Source organism: Pseudomonas sp. 22515 (genome assembly GCF_052044625.1).
GTDB lineage: Bacteria > Pseudomonadota > Gammaproteobacteria > Pseudomonadales > Pseudomonadaceae > Aquipseudomonas > Aquipseudomonas alloputida.
Map to the genome: position 1 here is coordinate 475157 of NZ_JBQENN010000001.1, position 18865 is coordinate 494021.

General features: G+C 64.3%; 18 protein-coding genes. 10 read left to right on the forward strand and 8 right to left on the reverse strand.

What is annotated here, in order from left to right:
* Window positions 1-20 precede the first annotated feature (20 nt).
* The 3 genes from ACTJJN_RS02140 (at window position 21) to ACTJJN_RS02150 (ending at window position 3881) form a co-directional block, all read left to right on the forward strand.
* Entirely contained in the window at window positions 21-1673 is a 1653-nt protein-coding gene (locus ACTJJN_RS02140; RefSeq protein WP_088513256.1) for an acyl-CoA dehydrogenase family protein, read from the forward strand.
* Window positions 1674-1778: 105 nt separating this feature from the next.
* A complete protein-coding gene (gene amn, locus ACTJJN_RS02145; protein WP_003249782.1) occupies window positions 1779-3242 on the forward strand; it encodes an AMP nucleosidase in 1464 nt (487 codons plus the stop codon).
* 6 nt (window positions 3243-3248) lie between these two features.
* Window positions 3249-3881, forward strand: a complete 633-nt coding sequence (locus ACTJJN_RS02150; RefSeq protein WP_012053794.1) for a pseudouridine synthase — start codon at window positions 3249-3251, stop codon at window positions 3879-3881.
* A gap of 77 nt (window positions 3882-3958) precedes the next feature.
* Here ACTJJN_RS02150 and ACTJJN_RS02155 read toward each other — a convergent pair whose 3' ends face one another.
* Window positions 3959-4162, reverse strand: coding sequence for a DUF2788 domain-containing protein (locus ACTJJN_RS02155; protein ID WP_003249787.1), 204 nt, complete (start codon window positions 4160-4162; stop codon window positions 3959-3961).
* Between the two features lie 54 nt (window positions 4163-4216).
* The gene (locus ACTJJN_RS02160) at window positions 4217-4693 is read right to left on the reverse strand and encodes an Lrp/AsnC family transcriptional regulator (RefSeq protein WP_003249795.1); all 477 of its coding nucleotides are present in this window, start codon (window positions 4691-4693) and stop codon (window positions 4217-4219) included.
* A gap of 395 nt (window positions 4694-5088) precedes the next feature.
* Between ACTJJN_RS02160 and ACTJJN_RS02165 the strand changes: the two genes are divergently transcribed.
* Window positions 5089-5925, forward strand: coding sequence for a DUF6515 family protein (locus ACTJJN_RS02165; protein ID WP_440780862.1), 837 nt, complete (start codon window positions 5089-5091; stop codon window positions 5923-5925).
* A gap of 157 nt (window positions 5926-6082) precedes the next feature.
* Here ACTJJN_RS02165 and ACTJJN_RS02170 read toward each other — a convergent pair whose 3' ends face one another.
* Both ACTJJN_RS02170 and ACTJJN_RS02175 read right to left on the reverse strand, forming a co-directional pair.
* Window positions 6083-6955, reverse strand: a complete 873-nt coding sequence (locus tag ACTJJN_RS02170; protein WP_003249799.1) for a cation diffusion facilitator family transporter — start codon at window positions 6953-6955, stop codon at window positions 6083-6085.
* A 22-nt stretch (window positions 6956-6977) separates the two neighbouring features.
* Window positions 6978-7397 (reverse strand): hypothetical protein, encoded by a 420-nt coding sequence (locus ACTJJN_RS02175; RefSeq protein ID WP_003249801.1) that lies wholly within the window; start codon window positions 7395-7397, stop codon window positions 6978-6980.
* Between the two features lie 116 nt (window positions 7398-7513).
* On the opposite strand from ACTJJN_RS02175, the gene hrpB reads away from it, so the two are divergent.
* A complete protein-coding gene (gene hrpB / locus ACTJJN_RS02180) occupies window positions 7514-10042 on the forward strand; it encodes an ATP-dependent helicase HrpB (protein WP_440780864.1) in 2529 nt (842 codons plus the stop codon).
* A gap of 69 nt (window positions 10043-10111) precedes the next feature.
* On the opposite strand, the gene ACTJJN_RS02185 is transcribed toward hrpB, so the two are convergent.
* Together ACTJJN_RS02185 and ACTJJN_RS02190 are read right to left on the reverse strand one after the other, a co-directional pair.
* Window positions 10112-10630: a hypothetical protein gene (locus tag ACTJJN_RS02185; RefSeq protein ID WP_017147973.1), complete on the reverse strand. Its 519-nt coding sequence runs from the start codon at window positions 10628-10630 to the stop codon at window positions 10112-10114.
* A gap of 86 nt (window positions 10631-10716) precedes the next feature.
* Entirely contained in the window at window positions 10717-11373 is a 657-nt protein-coding gene (locus tag ACTJJN_RS02190; RefSeq protein ID WP_003249806.1) for a YciC family protein, read from the reverse strand.
* A 167-nt stretch (window positions 11374-11540) separates the two neighbouring features.
* Here ACTJJN_RS02190 and ACTJJN_RS02195 point away from each other — a divergent pair, with 167 nt between their 5' ends.
* The 5 genes from ACTJJN_RS02195 (at window position 11541) to ACTJJN_RS02215 (ending at window position 16010) form a co-directional block, all read left to right on the forward strand.
* The gene (locus tag ACTJJN_RS02195) at window positions 11541-12299 is read left to right on the forward strand and encodes a DUF2076 domain-containing protein (RefSeq protein WP_440780867.1); all 759 of its coding nucleotides are present in this window, start codon (window positions 11541-11543) and stop codon (window positions 12297-12299) included.
* A 160-nt stretch (window positions 12300-12459) separates the two neighbouring features.
* A complete protein-coding gene (locus ACTJJN_RS02200; protein WP_010955394.1) occupies window positions 12460-12939 on the forward strand; it encodes a LabA-like NYN domain-containing protein in 480 nt (159 codons plus the stop codon).
* 9 nt (window positions 12940-12948) lie between these two features.
* The gene (locus tag ACTJJN_RS02205) at window positions 12949-13584 is read left to right on the forward strand and encodes a 3'-5' exonuclease (RefSeq protein WP_088513252.1); all 636 of its coding nucleotides are present in this window, start codon (window positions 12949-12951) and stop codon (window positions 13582-13584) included.
* 118 nt (window positions 13585-13702) lie between these two features.
* Entirely contained in the window at window positions 13703-14623 is a 921-nt protein-coding gene (yedA, locus tag ACTJJN_RS02210; RefSeq protein WP_440780870.1) for a drug/metabolite exporter YedA, read from the forward strand.
* A 55-nt stretch (window positions 14624-14678) separates the two neighbouring features.
* Window positions 14679-16010 carry a DEAD/DEAH box helicase gene (locus tag ACTJJN_RS02215; protein WP_003249817.1) on the forward strand — a complete coding sequence of 444 codons (1332 nt, stop codon included), beginning with the start codon at window positions 14679-14681 and terminating at the stop codon, window positions 16008-16010.
* 407 nt (window positions 16011-16417) lie between these two features.
* Here ACTJJN_RS02215 and ACTJJN_RS02220 read toward each other — a convergent pair whose 3' ends face one another.
* Both ACTJJN_RS02220 and ACTJJN_RS02225 read right to left on the reverse strand, forming a co-directional pair.
* Window positions 16418-17656, reverse strand: a complete 1239-nt coding sequence (locus ACTJJN_RS02220; protein ID WP_440780872.1) for a TIGR03862 family flavoprotein — start codon at window positions 17654-17656, stop codon at window positions 16418-16420.
* A 148-nt stretch (window positions 17657-17804) separates the two neighbouring features.
* Entirely contained in the window at window positions 17805-18719 is a 915-nt protein-coding gene (locus ACTJJN_RS02225) for a histone deacetylase family protein (protein ID WP_004576004.1), read from the reverse strand.
* Between the last annotated feature and the right edge of the window lie 146 nt (window positions 18720-18865).

An 18865-nucleotide genomic window follows, 5' to 3' on the forward strand; every position in this document is an offset into this window, starting at 1 on the left:
CCGGATCCAGGAGCCCCCCGATGAGCCTGCACCAGTACGCTGAAACCCACGAAGTCACCAACCAGCCGCCGCCGCTCGACGGTGCCAACCTGTACCGCCTCGACCTGCCATTGCAAGAATGGTCAAGGCGTTTTGGCGCGGGCTGGGCCGAGTCGCGGATCGACGCCTATGGTGCCCTGGCCGGCGGCCCGCTGATGCAGGCAGGCTTCCTGGCCAACGCGCACAAACCCGAGTTCAGCAGCCACGACCGCTATGGCCATCGCATCGACCTGGTCGAGTTCCACCCGGCCTACCATGAGCTGATGCGTACCGCCGTCGAACATGGCCTGCCGTCTTTGCCATGGGCCGAGCCCCGTGCTGGCGCCCATGTTGCACGGGCTTCGATGACCTACCTGCACAGCCAGGCCGAGGCCGGCACCGGCTGCCCGCTGACCATGACCTTTGCCGCCGTGCCGGCATTGCGCCTGCAGCCTGAGCTGGCTGAATACTGGCTGCCAAAGGTCCTTGCCTGCGAATATGACCCGCGCAACATTGGCGACCGGCACAAGGCCGGGGTCACCCTGGGCATGGCCATGACCGAAAAGCAGGGCGGCACCGATGTGCGCGCCAACACTACCCGGGCCTATCCGGTCGGTGCGCCAGGCCCGGGGCAGGCTTATGAGCTGGTTGGCCACAAGTGGTTCTGCTCGGCGCCGATGTGCGACGCTTTCCTGACCTTGGCACAAACCGAAAAAGGCCTGAGCTGCTTCCTGCTGCCGCGCCATCGCCCCGATGACAACCGCAACCAGTTCTATATCCAGCGTCTGAAGAACAAGCTGGGCAACAGCTCCAATGCCTCCAGCGAGGTGGAGTTCCGCGGTGCGCTGGCGTGGATGATTGGCGAAGAGGGCCGCGGCGTGCCGACCATCATCGAGATGGTCGCCATGACCCGGTTCGACTGCATGGTCGGCTCCAGCGCACTGATGCGCCAGGCGTTGACGCAGGCGGCCCACCATTGCGCGCATCGCAAGGTCGGCGGGCGGGTGCTGAACGAGCAGCCATTGATGCAGAACGTGCTGGCCGACCTGGCCCTGGAAAGCGAGGCTGCGCTTGCCCTGAGCTTGCGCATGGGCCAGGCGCTGGAGCAACTGGACGACCCGCAGCAGGCGCATTTCGCCCGGCTGGTCACGGCGGTGGGCAAGTACTGGATCTGCAAACGTGCGCCGGCCATGATCAACGAGGCCGCCGAATGCCTGGGTGGCGCGGGTTATGTGGAAGACAGCATTCTGCCACGGCTGTACCGCGAGGCACCGGTCAACTCGACCTGGGAGGGCTCGGGCAACGTGCAGTGCCTGGATGTGCTGCGGGCCTTGTCCAAGGAGCCGGGCGTACTCGATGCACTGTTTGTCGAGCTGGGTGACGGGCATGGCGACCCGCGCCTGGCGGCGCATATCGGCAACCTCAAGGGTGCGTTTGCCGACACCGGTGACATGCAGTACCGCGCGCGGCAACTGACCGAGGATATTGCCCTGGCATTGCAGGCCAAGCTGCTGCTGGAGGCGGGGAATACAGAGGTCAGTGATGCGTTTATCGGCAGCCGCTTGGCCGGTGGTGGCCGGGTGTACGGGGCGCTGCCTCGAGGTGTGGATGTGGCGGCATTGGTATCAAGGGCTACACCAGCCTGGCCGCTGTAGCAGCGGGCTTGCCCGCGAATGCACCCAACACCGATCAATGGGGGTGTATTTAACCAAGAAGGCAGGCAAGATGGATCACATGCATGTCCAGACAGGAAGCACAGTGTGAGCCACGCTTTTGTAGTCGTTGATACCCCCGAACAGGCCGTCGACCGTCTGGCGGCCTTGCATGAACAGGCCACAGGTGCCCTGAGTCAGGCCCTGAAGCGTTACCTGAAGGACCGTACCGAGCCCGATACCGATGAGCGCGACCTGTTCCGCTACCCGGCACTGCGCCTGACCTACTACAGCCATGGCGAAGTCGCCGCCACCACCCGCGCTTATGCCAAGGTCCAGGTTGCCGGCACCTACAGCGTCACCGTCACTCAGCCCGCTGCGTTCCGTGGCTACCTGCTGGAGCAACTGCGCCCGCTGATGCATGACTACACCGTTACGGTAGAAGTCGGCGTCAGCGAGCAGAACATCCCTTACCCCTATGTGGTCGACCAGGGCGACGAATTGGCTGGCAGCGGCATTACTGCTGCGCAGTTGGCGCGGGTGTTCCCCAGCACCGACCTGTCGGCGGCCACCGACAACATCGCTGATGGCCTGTACGACTGGGACCATGCTGAAATCATGCCACTGGCATTGTTCGATGCCGCGCGGGTCGACTTCTCGCTGCGCCGCCTGGTGCACTACACCGGCAGCGACTGGCGCCATGTACAGCCGTGGATCCTGCTGACCAACTACCACCGCTATGTCGACCAGTTCATCAGCCATGGCCTGGAACAGCTGCGTGACGACTCGCGCTTCGTGCGTATGGTGCTGCCGGGCAACGTCGTGATCGAAAAGGGCATGGACCATGGCGAAACCCAGGCTCTGGTGGCCAGCGTGGTCTGGCACCGCTTCCAGATGCCGGCCTACCACCTGATCGCCGCCGACGGCAATGGCGTTACCTTGGTCAACATTGGTGTCGGCCCGTCCAACGCCAAGAACATCACCGATCACCTGGCCGTGCTGCGCCCGCATTGCTGGCTGATGATCGGCCACTGCGGCGGCCTGCGGCAGTCGCAGACCATCGGCGACTACGTGCTGGCACACGCCTACATGCGCCGTGACGGCATTCTCGACCGGGTCGTGCCGCCGAATATCCCGATCCCGGCCCTGGCCGAAGTGCAGATGGCCTTGCAGGAGGCTGCCGCACAGGTCACTGGCGAGCGTGGCGAGCAGTTGAAAAAGCGCCTGCGCACCGGCACCGTGCTGACCTACGACGACCGCAACTGGGAGTTGCGCTGGGCCCAGGAACGCCCGCTGATCAACCTGTCGCGTGCCGTGGCGGTGGACATGGAAAGCGGCACCATTGCTGCCCAGGGCTACCGTTTGCGCGTGCCTTACGGCACCTTGCTGTGTGTGTCCGACAAGCCGCTGCACAGCGAGATCAAACTGCCAGGTTCGGCCAACGCCTTCTACAACCGGGCGGTCAGCCAGCACCTGAAGATCGGCATTGCCGCCCTCGACCTGCTGCGCACCGAGCTGAACTCGCTGCACTCGCGTAAACTGCGCAGCTTCGATGAGCCGCCGTTCCGCTGAGGATTCATGTCACTGCCACCCCGTAACAAGCCGCGCCGCCCCCAGGCGCGGCCTGCCGCCGGCCCACGTCGCCAGGCCAAGGCGCCACCTGCTGAGCCTCGCCTGATCCTGTTCAACAAACCGTTCGACGTGCTGACCCAGTTCAGCGACGGTGAAGGGCGCGCGACGCTCAAGGACTTCATCGACATCCCGGGCGTGTACCCGGCCGGGCGGCTGGACCGTGACAGTGAAGGCTTGCTGTTGCTGACCAACGATGGCGGGTTGCAGGCGCGGATTGCCGACCCGAAGCACAAGCTGGCCAAGACCTACTGGGTCCAGGTGGAAGGCGAACCGAGTGACGAGCAGTTGCAGCGTTTGCGCGATGGTGTGGCGCTGAATGATGGGCCGACCTTGCCGGCTGAGGCGCGGCGCCTGGAAGAACCCGAGCTGTGGCCGCGTAACCCGCCGGTACGCTTTCGCAAGAGCGTGCCGACCAGCTGGCTGGAGCTGGTGATTCGCGAAGGGCGTAACCGTCAGGTGCGGCGGATGACGGCAGCAGTGGGCTTGCCGACCTTGCGCCTGGTGCGCGTGCGCATTGGTGACTGGGCGCTGGATGGGCTGGGGCAGGGTTGCTGGCGGGAGGTCCCTGCCAAGCTTTAGTTCAGGTCAGGGCCTGTTCGCGGGCACGCCCGCTCCCACANGGGAGCGGGCGTGCCCGCGAATGGCCCTGAAATGTTTTATACGCCTTCCAGAAAGCCCACCACCACGCTCTTGATGATAAAGGCCAGCACCCCAAGCCCCAGCACAAAGAACAGGATCAGCGTGCCGAACTTGCCTGCCTTGGACTTTTTCGCCAGGTCCCAGACGATGAAGCCCATGAACCCGATCAACACGGTGACCAGGATGATCATCATCCATTCTTCGAATACGGCGGGATCCATCGATGTTCTCCAGGCGGGTTGAACGTCCGATTATACGCCGGCTGGCGTGAGCACTTAACGCAGGTGGGTCAATGGCAGCTCGGTGCTGGCCAACACCTGGTTGAGCACGAAGCTCGAACGCACGCTGGTGACGCCTTCGATACGCGTCAGGCTGCCTAGAAGCAGTTTCTGGTAGTGGTCCATGTCCGGCACCACCACTTTCAACTGATAGTCCGCATCCATGCCGGTGACCAGGCTGCATTCGAGCACCTGTGGCAGGTTGCGGATGGCGGCCTCGAATGTTTCAAAGCGCTCCGGGGTGTGGCGGTCCATACCTATCAACACATAGGCGGTCAGGCTCAGGCCCAGCTTCTTGCGGTCGAGCAGGGCCACCTGGCGCGAAATGTAGCCATCGTCCTCCAGTTGCTTGACCCGACGCGAGCATGGCGATGGCGACAGGCCGATGCGTTCGGCCAGTTCCTGGTTGGAAATGCGCGCATCGCGCTGCAATTCGGCGAGGATGCTCAGGTCGTAGCGGTCAAGTTTGCTCATGGCATTTGCCTTTTCTGTTCGGATTGCTGCGAATTATCAATCGAGGGTGAAAAATTGCGCAAGTGCTATTTATCTGAGCAATATTCGCAATCCTCTGTCGCAACCCGTCCGGTATCTTTATCACCAGAATCACTGCCCGGACATCAGTCCACGGCGACGCGCCCTAGGCGGGCGGTTGCGGCCAGCCATCCAACAGGATCTGCAGGCCCCCGGGCTACACACCTTCCAGAAGACGGTGTGAGGTGAGCCGGCGCCACAAGTGCCGAGCACGGACGACAATTCCTGAAGGGAGGCCCTGTGGCCTCCCTTTTTTCATGTCGGGAATTTTAATTTGCCTGTGTGGTGGGCGCGGTAGACTGGCGTTGGTTGCAGTTTTTTCTACCGAGAGGAACACCATGACGTCGCGCATCTGGCAGTTGGCAGGTGTTGGTTTGCTGGGTTTGAGCATCAGCCTTGGGGCCTTGGCTGAAGGGCCCGGCGAAGGGCCCGGTGAACGTGGCCAGCAGGTGCAAGGTGAGGGTGGGCCGGGGCGCTCGCTCAACTCGCGCGACGAAGTGCGCCAGACCCAACCGCCGCGCCAGGGGTATTACCAGGACATTCCCCGCCGCCACGGTGATGATCACCACTGGCAAGCCGGTGGCCCGGGGCAACGGCCCGGTGGCGACTGGCACGGGCGCCCGGATGGCCACGGCAATGGCTGGGGGCCTGGGCCGCAGTATCGCCCGGGGCACACGGTGGACCATTTTTCTGACCGCTACTGGAAAGTACCCTACCGGGGCGCTGATTATTTCTACTCGGGGGGGTACTGGTACCGCCCGCACGGGGGCAGTTACATCGTGGTGACCCCGCCGTACGGCGTGCGGGTCAATTACCTGCCACCTTATGCGCGGGAAGTGTGGTTGGGTGGTGCGCTGTTCTTTCTGGTGGCCGATACCTATTACCAGTACCTGGCAGACAGCCAGGAATATGTGGTGGTCAATCCGCCGGTCGGCGTGCCGTCGCCCGTGCCGGTGGCCCCGGCAAATGGCGGGTATGACGTGGTGGCCTATCCGATGTATGGCCAGGGTCAGGAACAGCAGGAGCAGGACCGCTACCAGTGCCATCGCTGGGCGGTGAGCCAGTCAGGCTTCGACCCGGCGACGACGACGTACGCACCGGCGGCAACTGTGCTCAGCCACTACCAGCGGGCGCTGGGGGCTTGCTTCAGTGGTCGAGGTTACAGCATCAACTGAACCCTGCACGGAACTGTGTAGGAGCGGGTTTACCCGCGAATACGGTAGCGGCGGCAACGGTGATCGGCAGGTGGAAATTGGCCAGCAGCCCAGGCCCTTTCGCGATGAACCCGCGCCTACAAGGGATTGCGTAATCGGTGGGGCATGGGGGGTTACCTCATACCGGGTCGGCGTGCACCATCACGTCCGCCTGTGGGTAACGCTGGCGGATCACCCGCGAGGCCTCCACGCACAAACTATGTGCCTCATGCAGCGGCAGTTGCCCCGGCAGCTCCAGGTGCAGTTGCACAAACCACTGGTTGCCCGACACGCGCGTGCGCAGGTCATGCACGCCTTTCACGCCTGCAACGGCCAGCACCAGCGCGGCCATGTCCTCGCCAACGTCGCCGGGTAACGCTTTGTCCATCAGAATCGCCGTACTTTCGCGGGCAATTTGCAGCGCGCTCCAAAGGATGTAAAAGGCGATGCCAAGGCCGAACAGCGCATCCAGCTGCGGCCAGCCAAAACGCGCCAGCAACAGGGCCAGCAGAATGCTGCCGTTGAGCAACAAGTCAGAACGGTAGTGCAGTGAATCTGCCCGTACCGCAGTAGAGCCGGTGAGCCGGATTACCTTGTACTGCAGCGCCAGCAGGGCGACCGTCAGCACCAGCGACAGCAGCATCACCGCGATTCCGATTGAGGTATCACCCAGCGGTTGCGGGGTGGACAGGCGCTCGACCGCCTGCACCCCGATCAGCACCGCACTGCCACCGATGAACAGCGCCTGCGCCATACCGGCCAAGGCCTCGGCCTTGCCATGGCCGAACCGGTGATCGTCGTCTGCCGGGCGCAGGGCGTAGTGCACCGCCAGCAGGTTGAGGAACGAGGCCACGGCGTCCAGTGCCGAGTCGGTCAGCCCGGCCAGCAGGCTCACCGAACCACTCAGCCACCAGGCCAGCGCCTTGCTCAGCACCAAGATGCTGGCCACCGCCAATGACGCGCGCGTGGCCAGGCGGAGCAGGCGCTGGTGTTCAGCCGGAGTAGTGATCATCCGTGGTCAGTGTCCGTGTGGCTCAGGCTGCCGGAACCAGGCCCATACTGGCCAGTTGTTCGATGCTGCCGCGGTGCTGGATCAGCCGTGGGTCGTTCAGCGGCAGGCGCTGGCCCAGTTCGCTTTCCAGAATGGCTTGCAGCTTCAGGTTGTCGACCTTGCCATCCGGGCTGACGGCTTCTTGCAGTTTGGCCGGGTCAACCTGGGCAGTGCGGCCACCTGGGTAGTAGATGGCGCCGGTGGCAAAGTCGATACCGAAGGCAATCAGCCCCGGGATTACATAGAACAGGATGCCAATGGCATCCATGGCGGCAACCACAGGGTCGATCTTGCCGCCGATTTGGCCGCGCCGGTCCGGGTAGAAAATGGTGCCGCAGGCCGTCAGTTGGGTCAGCAGGGTGGCGATGAGGGCGCCACCGATGACGCGGGTCGAGATGCGCATGTAAATCTCCGAAAAGGTGTTCAGCAGGACAAGCGAAGCGCCTGCACCTGATGTTAAGACCATGATAGAGCAGGCTGGGTTCGCCGTTATACTCGCGAGACTGTTCGAGGACCACCATGATTTCATTACCCATTGATGCTGCCTTGCCCGCCCTGCGCCAGGCTCTGGAAAACCGTGACGAAGTGGTGCTTGAAGCGCCGCCTGGCGCTGGCAAGACCACCCGCGTGCCACTGGCGCTGCTGCACGAACCGTGGCTGGCCGGGCAGAGCATCCTCATGCTCGAGCCACGGCGCCTGGCTGCGCGGGCAGCGGCCGAACGGCTGGCCAGTGAGCTGGGCGAGCAGGTTGGGGAAACGGTGGGTTACCGCATCCGTCTGGACAGCAAGGTCGGCCCGAAAACCCGTATTGAAGTGGTGACCGAAGGCATCCTCACACGCCGCCTGCAAGCCGACCCGGCGCTGGAAGGGGTGGGCCTGCTGATTTTCGACGAATATCACGAACGCAGCCTGGATGCCGATCTCGCACTTGCGCTGAGCCTTAACGGCCGCGAGTTGCTGCGTGACGACCCGCCACTGAAGATTCTGCTGATGTCCGCGACCCTGGAAGGCGAGCGCCTGTCGCGGTTGCTGGACGATGCCCCGGTGGTCAGCAGCGAAGGCCGCATGCATCCGGTGGATATCCGCTGGGGGCGGCCGTTCCAGCCAGGCGAGTTCATCGAGCCACGGGTGGTGGACAGCGTGCTGCATGCGCTGGCTGACCAGGCCGGCAGCGTGCTGGTGTTCCTGCCTGGGCAAGCCGAGATCCGCCGGGTTCACCAAAGCCTTCAGGAGGTACTGGGCGCGCGCCCCGAGATTCTGCTGTGCCCGCTGCATGGCGAACTCGACCTCAATGCCCAGCGTGCCGCTATCGATCCGCCGCCCAAGGGATCGCGCAAGGTGGTGCTGGCCACCAACATCGCTGAGACCAGCCTGACCATCGATGGCGTGCGCGTGGTGATCGACGCAGGCCTGGCCCGGGTGCCGCGCTTCGACCCCGGCAGCGGCATGACCCGCCTGGACACCCAGCGCATTTCCCGCGCCAGTGCCACCCAGCGCGCTGGGCGTGCCGGCCGCCTGGAACCCGGCGTGTGCTACCGCCTTTGGTCCGAGGCCCAGCATGACCAGCTGGCCGCCCATGGCAGTGCCGAGATTCTCCAGGCCGACCTGGCCGGGCTGGCCCTGCAGTTGGCGCGCTGGGGTGTAACCCCCGAGCAGTTGCGCTGGCTCGACCAGCCGCCAGCTGCAGCGTACGCCCAGGCACAGGACCTGTTGGCGCGACTCAGCGCCTTCCGGCCGGGCAGCCGCGACACCCTCAGCGAACATGGCCAGGCCATGGCCGAACTGCCGGCTCACCCACGCATCGCGCACTTGTTGCTGCGCGGCCAGGACCTGGGCCTGGCACAGATGGCATGCGATGTGGCTGCACTGCTGGGGGAGCGGGACATCCAGCGTGGCGGTGGTGCCGACTTGCACAGCCGGCTTGCGCTGGTCAGCGGTGAGAGCAAGGCTGCGCGTGGCGGCCAGGGTGGTGTGCAGCGTGCTCGTCAGCTGGCCCGGCAATACCGTGGCCTGTTGCGTGGCAAGGTCGGTGCACCGGTTGCCGACCCGGACCACCCACGCTGGCTGGGCGCCTTGTTGGCGCTGGCCTACCCTGACCGGGTCGCCCAGCAGCGCCGGGCGGGCGGGGCGGAGTATCGGCTCGCCAACGGCCGTGCGGCCCTGTTTGGCGAAGTCGATGCATTGATGAAGTGCCCATGGCTGGTGATCGCCGACCTGGGTAGCCGCCAGGGGCAGCGTGAGGAGCGGATCTATCTGGCCGCCGAATTCGATCCGGCGTTGCTCGAGGGTGTGCTGGCCGAACAGGTCGAGCGGGTCGATATCCTTGATTGGGACGAGCGCGAGCAGGTGTTGCGCGCCGAGCGCCAGGTGAAGGTTGGCGAACTGGTCCTCAGCCGCGAGCCGCTGCCCGGGCTGGATGATGAAGCCAGGGCCCGAGCGCTGCTTGGCCTGGTCCGGCGCAAAGGTTTGAACCTGCTGACCTGGACGCCGGAACTGCGGCAATGGCAGGCACGTGTGGCGCTGTTGCGTCAGCTCGACCTGCAGAAGGATGGCCACAGCGAATGGCCTGACCTGGGGGACGAGGCCCTGCTGGCCAGCCTGGAAGACTGGTTGCAGCCTTACCTGAGCAAAGTATCGCGCCTCAGCCACTTTGCCGCGCTGGACTTGCCGTCGATCCTGCGCAACCTGCTGCCCTGGCCGCTGCCGCAACGCCTGGAAGAACAGGCCCCGGCGCATTTGGCCGTGCCTTCCGGCTCGAACATCCGCCTGGATTACAGCGAAACCCCGCCGATTCTCGCCGTGCGTCTGCAAGAACTGTTCGGCCTTGCCGATACCCCGCGCATCGCCAACGGCCGGCAGCAGGTCAAGCTGCACCTGCTGTCACCGGCACGTCGGCCGGTGCAGGTGACCCAGGACCTGGCCAGCTTCTGGCGCACGACCTATGCCGAGGTGAAGAAAGACCTGAAAGGGCGGTATCCGAAGCATTACTGGCCGGACGACCCTCTGGTGGCCGAGGCTACGGCGCGGGCCAAGCCGAGAGGGAGCTGATGCACAACACCGAGTGCGGCAGGCCGAAAAAATCATGTGCTGGGCACGACGTGTCAGTGGTCGTGCCATTCATCGTATTGCACCCGCCAGTGAAGCTTGATCTGCTTGCCTCAATAGGAAAGTGATCACTTCGCCTTCCTCGACGTTGAGCAAGGCTACCCACTCCCCACTCCTGTGCGGCGTATCCGTGAGGGCGCCGACCCTGTAGCCCCGCTGGTCGCGCAGATGGCAGACAAGGCCTTCATCTGTCAGCGCCAGCGGCTCGATTTTCCAGTATTCGCTAACGTCTGCATGCCAGTAAAAGCCCAGATAACCATTGCGGCTGACCCCTAGTTTCTTGGTCTCCGGGCGCCCAGGCATGCTGATGCGGTAGTGCAGGCGATCATTGGTCCGCGAGTGGTAATGAAAGTCCATCACCGGCGAGTCCTGCCTTCCCCCCGCCTGCAACCAGTCATCCTCAGGGGTAATGCCCCAGCCGAACTTGTCTGAACTGCGGCTGAGGCGTAGCGGGATGTCCCGGTCGACGGCGCGCATGTACAGCTTGCCGCGAAAAGACCTGGCGTACCCGGCCTGAATGGTTTCGTTCATGGTGCACTCCTTGAACAGTATTGAGGATGTGCACTCTGGCGCCAAGGCTGGGCAGCCCGGCAGGCCGAAAACATTCCCCGGTGGCCTCAGGTGCTGGCTTCACCTTCCAGCAACATGAACAGGCGATACAGCACCACGGTGCTGAACAGTTGCAGGAAGCCGCTGAGGCTGTCCATGGCCAGTTCCATCCCAGGTGATGGCTCGGGGAAGGCCATCAGCAGCAGCCCGTCGATCAGCCAGATCGGCGCCAGCACGCCTACCACGCAGACCATGATGCGCATGAAATGCCCGGTGGTCATGCTTGCGCTGTCGCGCATCGCCTGTACCACCGGCCGGCCGCGCAGCACCAGCAGGTACTCGGCGAACACCAGGTTGATCATGATCCACACCCCCGGGAAGATGAACAGCGCAAGGCCGGCCATGATCAGTAGCGAGCTGATCAGGATCAGCAGGGCCAGTTGCGGCCACAGCTGCAGGGCGCGGGCGAACAGGTCGCGCTTGGCGATTTCCTGGCCGTTGCTGCGCGTGTCCAGGTACAGGATCAGGGCTGCGCTGTATAGCGGGTAGAACAACAGGCTGACCAGCATGCCGTAGGCCGGTGATGCCTGGTCGCCCAGCTGCCGGTACAGCAATTGGGTGACCAGGGCTTCCACCACCACCAGCGGCAGGCACAGCTGCAGGATGTTTGGCAGGTGACGGCGGAAGAAGTACAAGGAGTCGCGCAAAACGCTCAGCGGATTCATCAGTCAACATCGCATGGCAGTAAAAACAGGGGCCTAACTTTAGCCCAAAGCAGGCCTGGGGCTGTCACTTGCTGAAAAAAGTTTCACCGCAGCAGTGATTGAATCCCGCGCCTGTACGCCCCATCTTTGACGCTGTCCGATGTCCCGCTACCCCACGAGGTCGCCCCATGAACACTGAAGAACAAACCCTGATTGACGGCCTGTTCGGCCGCCTCAAGCAAGCCGAAGACCCGAGCCAGCCGCGTGACGCGCAAGCCCAGGCGTGCATCGAGCAGCACGTGCGTCAGCAACCGGCGGCGCCTTACTACATGGCCCAGGCGATTTTGGTGCAGGAGGCCGCAATCAAGCGCCTCGACGAACAGAACAAGCAACTGGAAGCCGAGCTGCAGCAGGCCCGTGCCCAGGCTCAGGCGGCACAAGCCACCAGCAGTGCGCCGAGCAATGGCGGGGGTGGTTTCTTGTCCAGCATCTTTGGTTCGGGTGGGCGCAACGCAGCGCCGGCGGTGCAGCCACAGCGCCCTTCGGCGCCCCCTGTAGTGTCCGGTGGTGGCTGGCGCGAGCCGTCGGCCCCTGGTTTTGGCCAACCTCAGGCGCCGCAGCCTGGCTATGGCGCCGCGCCTGCGCGCAGCGGGGCCAGCAGCTTCCTTGGCGGGGCCATGCAGACCGCCGCCGGTGTGGCCGGTGGTGTGCTGCTGGCGCAGGGTATCAGCAGCCTGTTCAACCACAACTTGCAACCGGAAGAAGTCGTCGAGGTCATCAAGGAAGAGCCGGCGCCAGCCAGCGACAGTGGTGGCTGGAACGACCAGGGCGGGCAGCAGCAAGTGGCTGACAACGGTGGCTGGGGCAGTGACCAGGGCGGATACGCCGACGGTGGTTTTGGCAACGATGACGGCGGGTTCTTCTCGGACGACGATTCTTACGTCTGACAGGTCTGGCATACTGCTGGCATTTCCGGGGGCGCTTTGCGCCCCTTCGCGGGCACGCCCGCTCCCACAGGGGTACGCGCGATACCTGTGGGGGCGGGCGTGTCCGCGAAGGGCTGCGCAGCAGCCCCCCGGCACTCCAGGCCAAAAATGAGGTTCCCAGGTGAAAAAGATCGCGCTGTTCGCCGATGTGCAGAACCTCTACTACACCGTGCGCCAGGCCCACGGCTGCCATTTCAACTACACCGCCCTGTGGGCCGATGTCAGCCGCGAAGGCCAGATCGTCGAGGCGGTGGCCTATGCCATCGACCGTGGCGACAGCAAACAACAGCAGTTCCAGCAGATCTTGCGCAACCTCGGTTTCGAGGTGCGTCTCAAACCGTTCATCCAGCGCAGCGATGGCTCGGCCAAAGGTGACTGGGATGTGGGCATTACCCTGGATGTGATCGACGCGGCCAGCCGGGTCGACCAGGTGGTGCTGGCCTCCGGTGACGGTGACTTCGACCTGCTGCTGGAGCGGGTAATCCAGCGCCATGGCACCGAAGCGGTGGTGTATGGCGTGCCGGGGCTGACGGCGTTGTCACTGATCCGTGCTGCCACCCGCTACGTGCCCATCGAAGGCGCGCTGTTGCTCAAACACTAAGGTCTTTTCATGGAACGTATCGCTGTCATCGACTTTGAAACCACCGGCATTTCCCCCGGTACCGGCTGCCGTGCCACCGAGGTGGCGGTGGTAATGCTCGAGGGTGGGCGCATTGTCGAGCGCTACCAGAGCCTGATGAATGCAGGCGTGCCGGTGCCGGCTTTCGTCGCAGGGCTGACCGGCATCACCACCGCCATGCTGCGCAGTGCGCCGCCGGTGGACAAGGTGATGAACGAGGTGGCCGAGTTCGTCGGCGGCACCCCATTGTTGGCGCACAACGCTGCTTTCGACCAGAAGTTCTGGGACTACGAGCTGAGCCGTATTGGCCGCAGCCGCAGCCAGCCCTTCGCGTGTTCCCTGTTGCTGTCACGGCGGCTGCTGCCCGCCGCGCCGAACCACAAGCTGGGCACTTTGACACGCTGGGCTGGGTTGCCAGACACGGGGACCGCGCACCGGGCCATGGCCGATGCCGAAATGGCCGCCAACCTGCTGCAGCATCTGGCGGGTGTGTTGCACCAGGACCACGGGGTTCAGCAACTGTCGCACGAGCTGCTTTGCCGGCTGCAGAAGACCCCGGCTGCGAAAGTGCGCGAAGCGCTGGCCAAGTACGGTCAGGGGCTGGCAGGTGATCGTCCCAGGCGATAAGCCAACCACACCGGATGCACCAGAATTGTGCCGCTCATTTGCACCCGTTCTGTAACGTCCCTTCACCCAGGCAGGCCGTTAAACTGAGGCACCCGTAAACGGATTTCGAGTTTTCCCCATGCCTGCCTCCCGTCGTTTCCCGCTGCTGCTGATTGGCGCCTTCCTGGCCCTTTATCTGGTCTGGGGTTCCACTTACCTGTTCATTCGCATCGGCGTCGAGAGCTGGCCTCCGATGCTCATGGCCGGTGTGCGCTTCCTGATCGCCGGTGGCCTACTGTACGGCTTCCTGCGTTGGCGCGGCGTGCCGGCACCTACCTGGCCACAATGGCGGGCGGCAGGGGCGATCGGTTTCTTGTTGCTCAGCTGTGGCAACGGCGGGGTCACCGTGGCTGAGCATGCCGGCGTGGCTTCGGGCGTGGCGGCTTTGGCGGTGGCGACGGTGCCGCTGTTCACCTTGCTGTTCGGCCTGTTGTTCGGGCACCGCAATTCGAAGCTGGAGTGGGCGGGGATAGCCCTTGGGCTGGTGGGCATCGGCCTGCTGAACCTGGGCTCCAACCTGCAGGCAAGCCCGATAGGTGCAGCGCTGATCATCTTCGCGGCGGCGTCCTGGGCGTTTGGCTCGGTGTGGAGCAAGACCTTGCCGCTGCCCCAGGGGCCGATGGCCAGCGCAGCGGAAATGCTGGCCGGGGGTGCGGTGCTGTTGCTGGGCAGTGTGCTATCGGGCGAACGCATGACACAGCTGCCGACCGCCGCTGGCTGGGGGGCGCTGGCCTACCTGGTGTTCTTCGGTTCGATCCTGGCGTTCAGTGCCTACATGTACCTGCTCAAGCACGTGCGCCCGGCAGCGGCCACCAGCTACGCCTACGTCAACCCGGCGGTGGCGGTGCTGCTGGGGATCGTCTTTGCCGGTGAGCAGATTGGCGCTGAAGAGTGTGTGGCGATGGCAGTGATCATCGGCGCGGTGGTGCTGATCGGCCTGCCGCAGTGGCGCAAGGCGCCTGAACCTGTGCAACCGTTGAAAGGTGAAATCTGCAAGTAGGCAGGGGCGATGCGGTAAACTTGCCGCCTTCGCTGAACCCCCTGACGGTATTGCCATGAATTTCGCCAAACTCGGCCTGATCGAACCGCTGCTGCGCACGCTGCAGCAACTGGACTACACCACCCCGACCCCGGTGCAGGCCAAAGCCATCCCCGCCGTGCTGGCCGGCCGCGACCTGATGGCCGCAGCCCAGACCGGTACCGGCAAGACCGCAGGCTTTGCCCTGCCGGTGCTGCAGCGCCTGGCGCTGGAGGGCGAGAAGGTGGCCAGCAACTCGATCCGCGCCTTGGTGCTGGTGCCCACTCGCGAGCTGGCCGAGCAGGTGCACAACAACGTGCGCGAATACGCCGAGAACCTGCCGCTGAGTACTTACGCGGTGTATGGCGGGGTCAGTATCAACCCACAGATGATGCGCCTGCGCCGGGGTGTCGACCTGCTGGTGGCTACCCCTGGCCGCTTGCTCGACCTGTTCCGGCAGAACGCCGTGAAGTTCAACCAGGTGCAGACCCTGGTGCTGGATGAAGCCGACCGCATGCTGGACCTGGGCTTTGCCGAAGAGCTGCAGTCGGTGTATGCGGCACTGCCGCGCAAGCGCCAGACGCTGCTGTTTTCCGCCACCTTTTCCGATCAGATTCGCATGCTGGCGGGGTTGGCGCTGAATGACCCGCTCAGTATCGAAGTGAGCCCGCGCAACGCCACGGCCACCAGCGTCAAGCAGTGGCTGGTGCCTGTGGACAAGAAGCGCAAGGCCGACCTGTTCTGCCACCTGCTGCGCAAGCAGCGCTGGAAGCAGGTGCTGGTGTTCGCCAAGACCCGCAATGGCGTCGATCAACTGGTGGAGCGCTTGCTGGCCGAAGGTGTGAATGCCGACGGCATCCACGGTGATCGCCCACAGGCGACCCGCCAGCGTGCGCTGGACAGCTTCAAGGCCCGTGAGGTGCAAGTGCTGGTGGCGACCGATGTGGCGGCCCGCGGCCTGGATATCGATGACTTGCCGCTGGTCGTCAACCTCGACCTGCCGATCGTTGCCGAAGACTACGTGCACCGCATCGGGCGTACCGGGCGGGCGGGCAACAAGGGCGAGGCGATTTCGCTGGTGTGTGCGGATGAAGTGCAACTGCTGGCGGCTATCGAGGTGCTCACCCGGCAAACCCTGCCGCGTCATGAAGAGCCGGATTTCATCCCCGAGCACCGGGTGCCTATGACCGATGCCAGTGGGCAGGTTATCAAGAAACCGAAGAAGCCCAAGAAGCCGAAAGAAAACAGCGCCAAGCGCGGGCTGGGGCGCTGGATGGACAGCAGTGAAGCTGGCAGTGCGGAACCGGCGGTGAAGGCTGTACGCAAGGTGCCGAGCTTCAATGGTGGGCCGCGCAAGCGCAAGCCTTGAGGTTTTGGGGCCGCTTTGCGGCCCTTTGGCGACGCAAGGCCGCTCTCACAAGGACTGCGCCAGGCTTTAGATGAATACGGCGACTTTCAGGGCTTCCAGCGCCGGCTCGACCTTGATGCCCAGCGCTGCACCCAGCTCCATTACCCAGGGTTGATGGGCGGGTTTGCGGTGATGATGTTTCTCGACACTGCGCTGGGCTGAGGCTGAACACCGGCCTGTGGGAGCGGNCCCCGGCATTATTTGCATCGACGCTGAAACCCCGGGGCTGCTGTGCAGCCCATTCGCGACGCAAGGCCGCTCCCACACGGATCGCGCCAGCTTTCAGAAATTGAGCAAGACAGTTGCTCCCACATGGGCTGCACAATCTGGATTGACGCAGTACTTGTGGAAGCCGCCCCGGCAAGCTGTCAGGAAGCCCGAACCCAATCCGCCGCTGCCCGCCCGGCGCGCAAGCCGCTGGCAAAGCACGCCGTGAGCAGATAACCCCCGGTCGGCGCCTCCCAGTCCAGCATCTCGCCGGCACAGAACACCCCCGGCACGGCCTTGACCATCAACCCCTCATCCAGCCCCTCGAAGCGGACCCCGCCGGCACTGCTGATCGCTTCATCCAGCGGCCGCGTGCGTACCAGGGTGATAGGCAATGCCTTGATGGCCCGGGCCAAAGCATCAACGTCGGCAAAGGTCGCCTGATCGGTCAGTTCGCGCAGCAGTGCGGCCTTGACCCCATCAATCCCCAGCTGGCTGTGCAGGTGCTTGGCCATGGAGCGTGAATCGCGTGGTTTGGCCAATGCCTGGGCAATCTTGTCCACAGGCTTGTCCGGCAGCAGGTCGAGCAACAATACCCCGCAGCCTTCACGGTGGATGGCCTCGCGTACCGGTGCCGACCAGGCGTACACCAGGCTGCCTTCCACGCCTTGAGCGGTGAGGATGAACTCGCCCTTGCGCGGTGCGCTGCCCGGGACGCTGAGGGCGATGTTCTTCAGCGGTGCGCCCGCGAACTTGTCCTTGAGCAGCGCGCTCCAGCCCTCTACTTCAAAACCGCAGTTGCTCGGCTGCAAAGGCGAGATATCCACAGCCCGTTCTGCCAGCAGCGGTTGCCAGCTGCCGTCAGAACCCAGGCGCGCCCAGCTGGCGCCACCCAGCGCCAGCACCACGACCGAGGCTTTCACCTGACGTTCGCCCTGTGGATAAGCAATTCGCAAGCTGCCATCGGTGTTCCAGCCCAACCAGCGATGGCGGGTGTGGATAACTACCCCGTTGTCGCGCAGGCGCTTGAGCCAGGCACGCAGCAACGGCGCGGCTTTCATGTCGGTGGGGAACACCCGGCCCGAGGTGCCGACGAAGGTTTCGATGCCCAAACCATGAATCCACTGGCGCAACGCGGCAGCATCGAAGTCGCGTAGCAGGGCCTCGATTTCGCCTTGGCGTTCGGCATAGCGGGCCACGAACGCCGGGTAGGGCTCGGAGTGGGTGATGTTCATGCCGCCGACGCCCGCCAGCAGGAACTTGCGGCCCACTGAAGGCATGGCATCGAACACCTCGACCGCCAGGCCTGCCTTGGCCAGTGCTTCGGCAGCCATCAGGCCGGCGGGGCCGCCACCGATGACGACGGCGGGGGGAGGGGGTGCGGGGTTCAGATCGGGCATGGTGGGCAGCAGGCTGTGGAAAAGAGGCGCATTCTACCGCAGCGCTGCCCATGGAAGCACTGATCAAAAAATAGCCAGTGTTATGCAGGCCTTGCCAGTAAAGGGCTACAGCGCCTTTCGCGCAGGTTATCCACAAGCGGTTCCACAGTCATTGTGAACAACCTATGACACGTGCCGCGCTATGGTGAAGGATGCCGTGGCGTCTGGCCAAGGCTGTGCGGTCCTTGCTGTAGCCTCCGCCGATCACGCCCATCACCGGGATATCGCGGCCCAGGCAGTGGCGCAGCACGGCTTCGTCACGGGCGGCAACGCCTGCGTCGGTCAGCTGCAGGTAGCCCAGGGCGTCGTCCTTGTGCACATCGACACCGGCGTCATACAGCACCAGGTCGGGTTGATAAAGCGGCAACAGGTAGTTGAGGGCGTCGTCCACCACCTTCAGGTAGGCAGTGTCGCCCATGCCTCGGGGCAGGGGGATGTCCCAGTCGCTTTGTGCCTTGCGGGCGGGGAAGTTCTGCTCGCAGTGCAGCGACACGGTGATGGCCTCGGGCGTGTCGTGCAGGATGCGCGCGGTGCCGTCACCCTGGTGCACGTCGCAGTCGAAGATCAGCACCCGGTGTACCCGGCCTGCTTCCAGCAGGTAGCGGCTGATGACCGCCAGGTCGTTGAAAATGCAGAAGCCGGCGGGGTGGTCGTAATGGGCGTGGTGGGTGCCACCGGCGAGGTGGCAGGCGATGCCGTGCTGCAGCGCCATCTCGGCAGTCAGCAGTGAGCCGCCGACGGCGCGTACGGTACGCCGGGCCAGGGCCTCGCTCCAGGGCAGGCCGAGGCGGCGCTGGTCCTCGCGCGACAGCTCGCCGTTCATGTAGCGCTCAATGTAGCTGCGGTCGTGGGCCAGGGCGAGGATGTCGTTGGGGCAGATGTCCGGGCGCAGCAGGGCCTGGTCGGTGGTCAGCCCGCTGCCAACCAGGTGGTCGTGCAGCAGGCGGAACTTGTCCATCGGGAAGCGGTGTTCAGCGGGGAACTCCGGGCTGTAATCTTCGTGGTAGATCAACGGCAACGGCATGGATGGGGTCGCAATCAGGGCCAGTGCTGATCTTGCCATGACGGGTGACTGCAATGGGAGTACCTGTTTCTTGCGCCGGTACCGGCCCTTTGTGGGAGCGGCCTTGTGTCGCGATTGGGCTGCGCAGCAGCCCCAGCAATGTGTGC

Excerpts from the sequence above, each read along its gene's own strand:
- ACTJJN_RS02185 (WP_017147973.1), bottom strand. The coding sequence starts at position 10,630 with ATGAACGAAACCATTCAGGCCGGGTACGCCAGGTCTTTTCGCGGCAAG.
- ACTJJN_RS02165 (WP_440780862.1), top strand. The coding sequence starts at position 5,089 with ATGACGTCGCGCATCTGGCAGTTGGCAGGTGTTGGTTTGCTGGGTTTG.
- ACTJJN_RS02170 (WP_003249799.1), bottom strand. The coding sequence starts at position 6,955 with ATGATCACTACTCCGGCTGAACACCAGCGCCTGCTCCGCCTGGCCACG.
- ACTJJN_RS02195 (WP_440780867.1), top strand. The coding sequence starts at position 11,541 with ATGAACACTGAAGAACAAACCCTGATTGACGGCCTGTTCGGCCGCCTC.
- ACTJJN_RS02215 (WP_003249817.1), top strand. The coding sequence starts at position 14,679 with ATGAATTTCGCCAAACTCGGCCTGATCGAACCGCTGCTGCGCACGCTG.
- ACTJJN_RS02155 (WP_003249787.1), bottom strand. The coding sequence starts at position 4,162 with ATGGATCCCGCCGTATTCGAAGAATGGATGATGATCATCCTGGTCACC.
- ACTJJN_RS02205 (WP_088513252.1), top strand. The coding sequence starts at position 12,949 with ATGGAACGTATCGCTGTCATCGACTTTGAAACCACCGGCATTTCCCCC.
- yedA (WP_440780870.1), top strand. The coding sequence starts at position 13,703 with ATGCCTGCCTCCCGTCGTTTCCCGCTGCTGCTGATTGGCGCCTTCCTG.
- ACTJJN_RS02140 (WP_088513256.1), top strand. The coding sequence starts at position 21 with ATGAGCCTGCACCAGTACGCTGAAACCCACGAAGTCACCAACCAGCCG.
- ACTJJN_RS02190 (WP_003249806.1), bottom strand. The coding sequence starts at position 11,373 with ATGAATCCGCTGAGCGTTTTGCGCGACTCCTTGTACTTCTTCCGCCGT.
- ACTJJN_RS02175 (WP_003249801.1), bottom strand. The coding sequence starts at position 7,397 with ATGCGCATCTCGACCCGCGTCATCGGTGGCGCCCTCATCGCCACCCTG.
- ACTJJN_RS02220 (WP_440780872.1), bottom strand. The coding sequence starts at position 17,656 with ATGCCCGATCTGAACCCCGCACCCCCTCCCCCCGCCGTCGTCATCGGT.
- ACTJJN_RS02160 (WP_003249795.1), bottom strand. The coding sequence starts at position 4,693 with ATGAGCAAACTTGACCGCTACGACCTGAGCATCCTCGCCGAATTGCAG.
- ACTJJN_RS02150 (WP_012053794.1), top strand. The coding sequence starts at position 3,249 with ATGTCACTGCCACCCCGTAACAAGCCGCGCCGCCCCCAGGCGCGGCCT.
- hrpB (WP_440780864.1), top strand. The coding sequence starts at position 7,514 with ATGATTTCATTACCCATTGATGCTGCCTTGCCCGCCCTGCGCCAGGCT.
- ACTJJN_RS02225 (WP_004576004.1), bottom strand. The coding sequence starts at position 18,719 with ATGCCGTTGCCGTTGATCTACCACGAAGATTACAGCCCGGAGTTCCCC.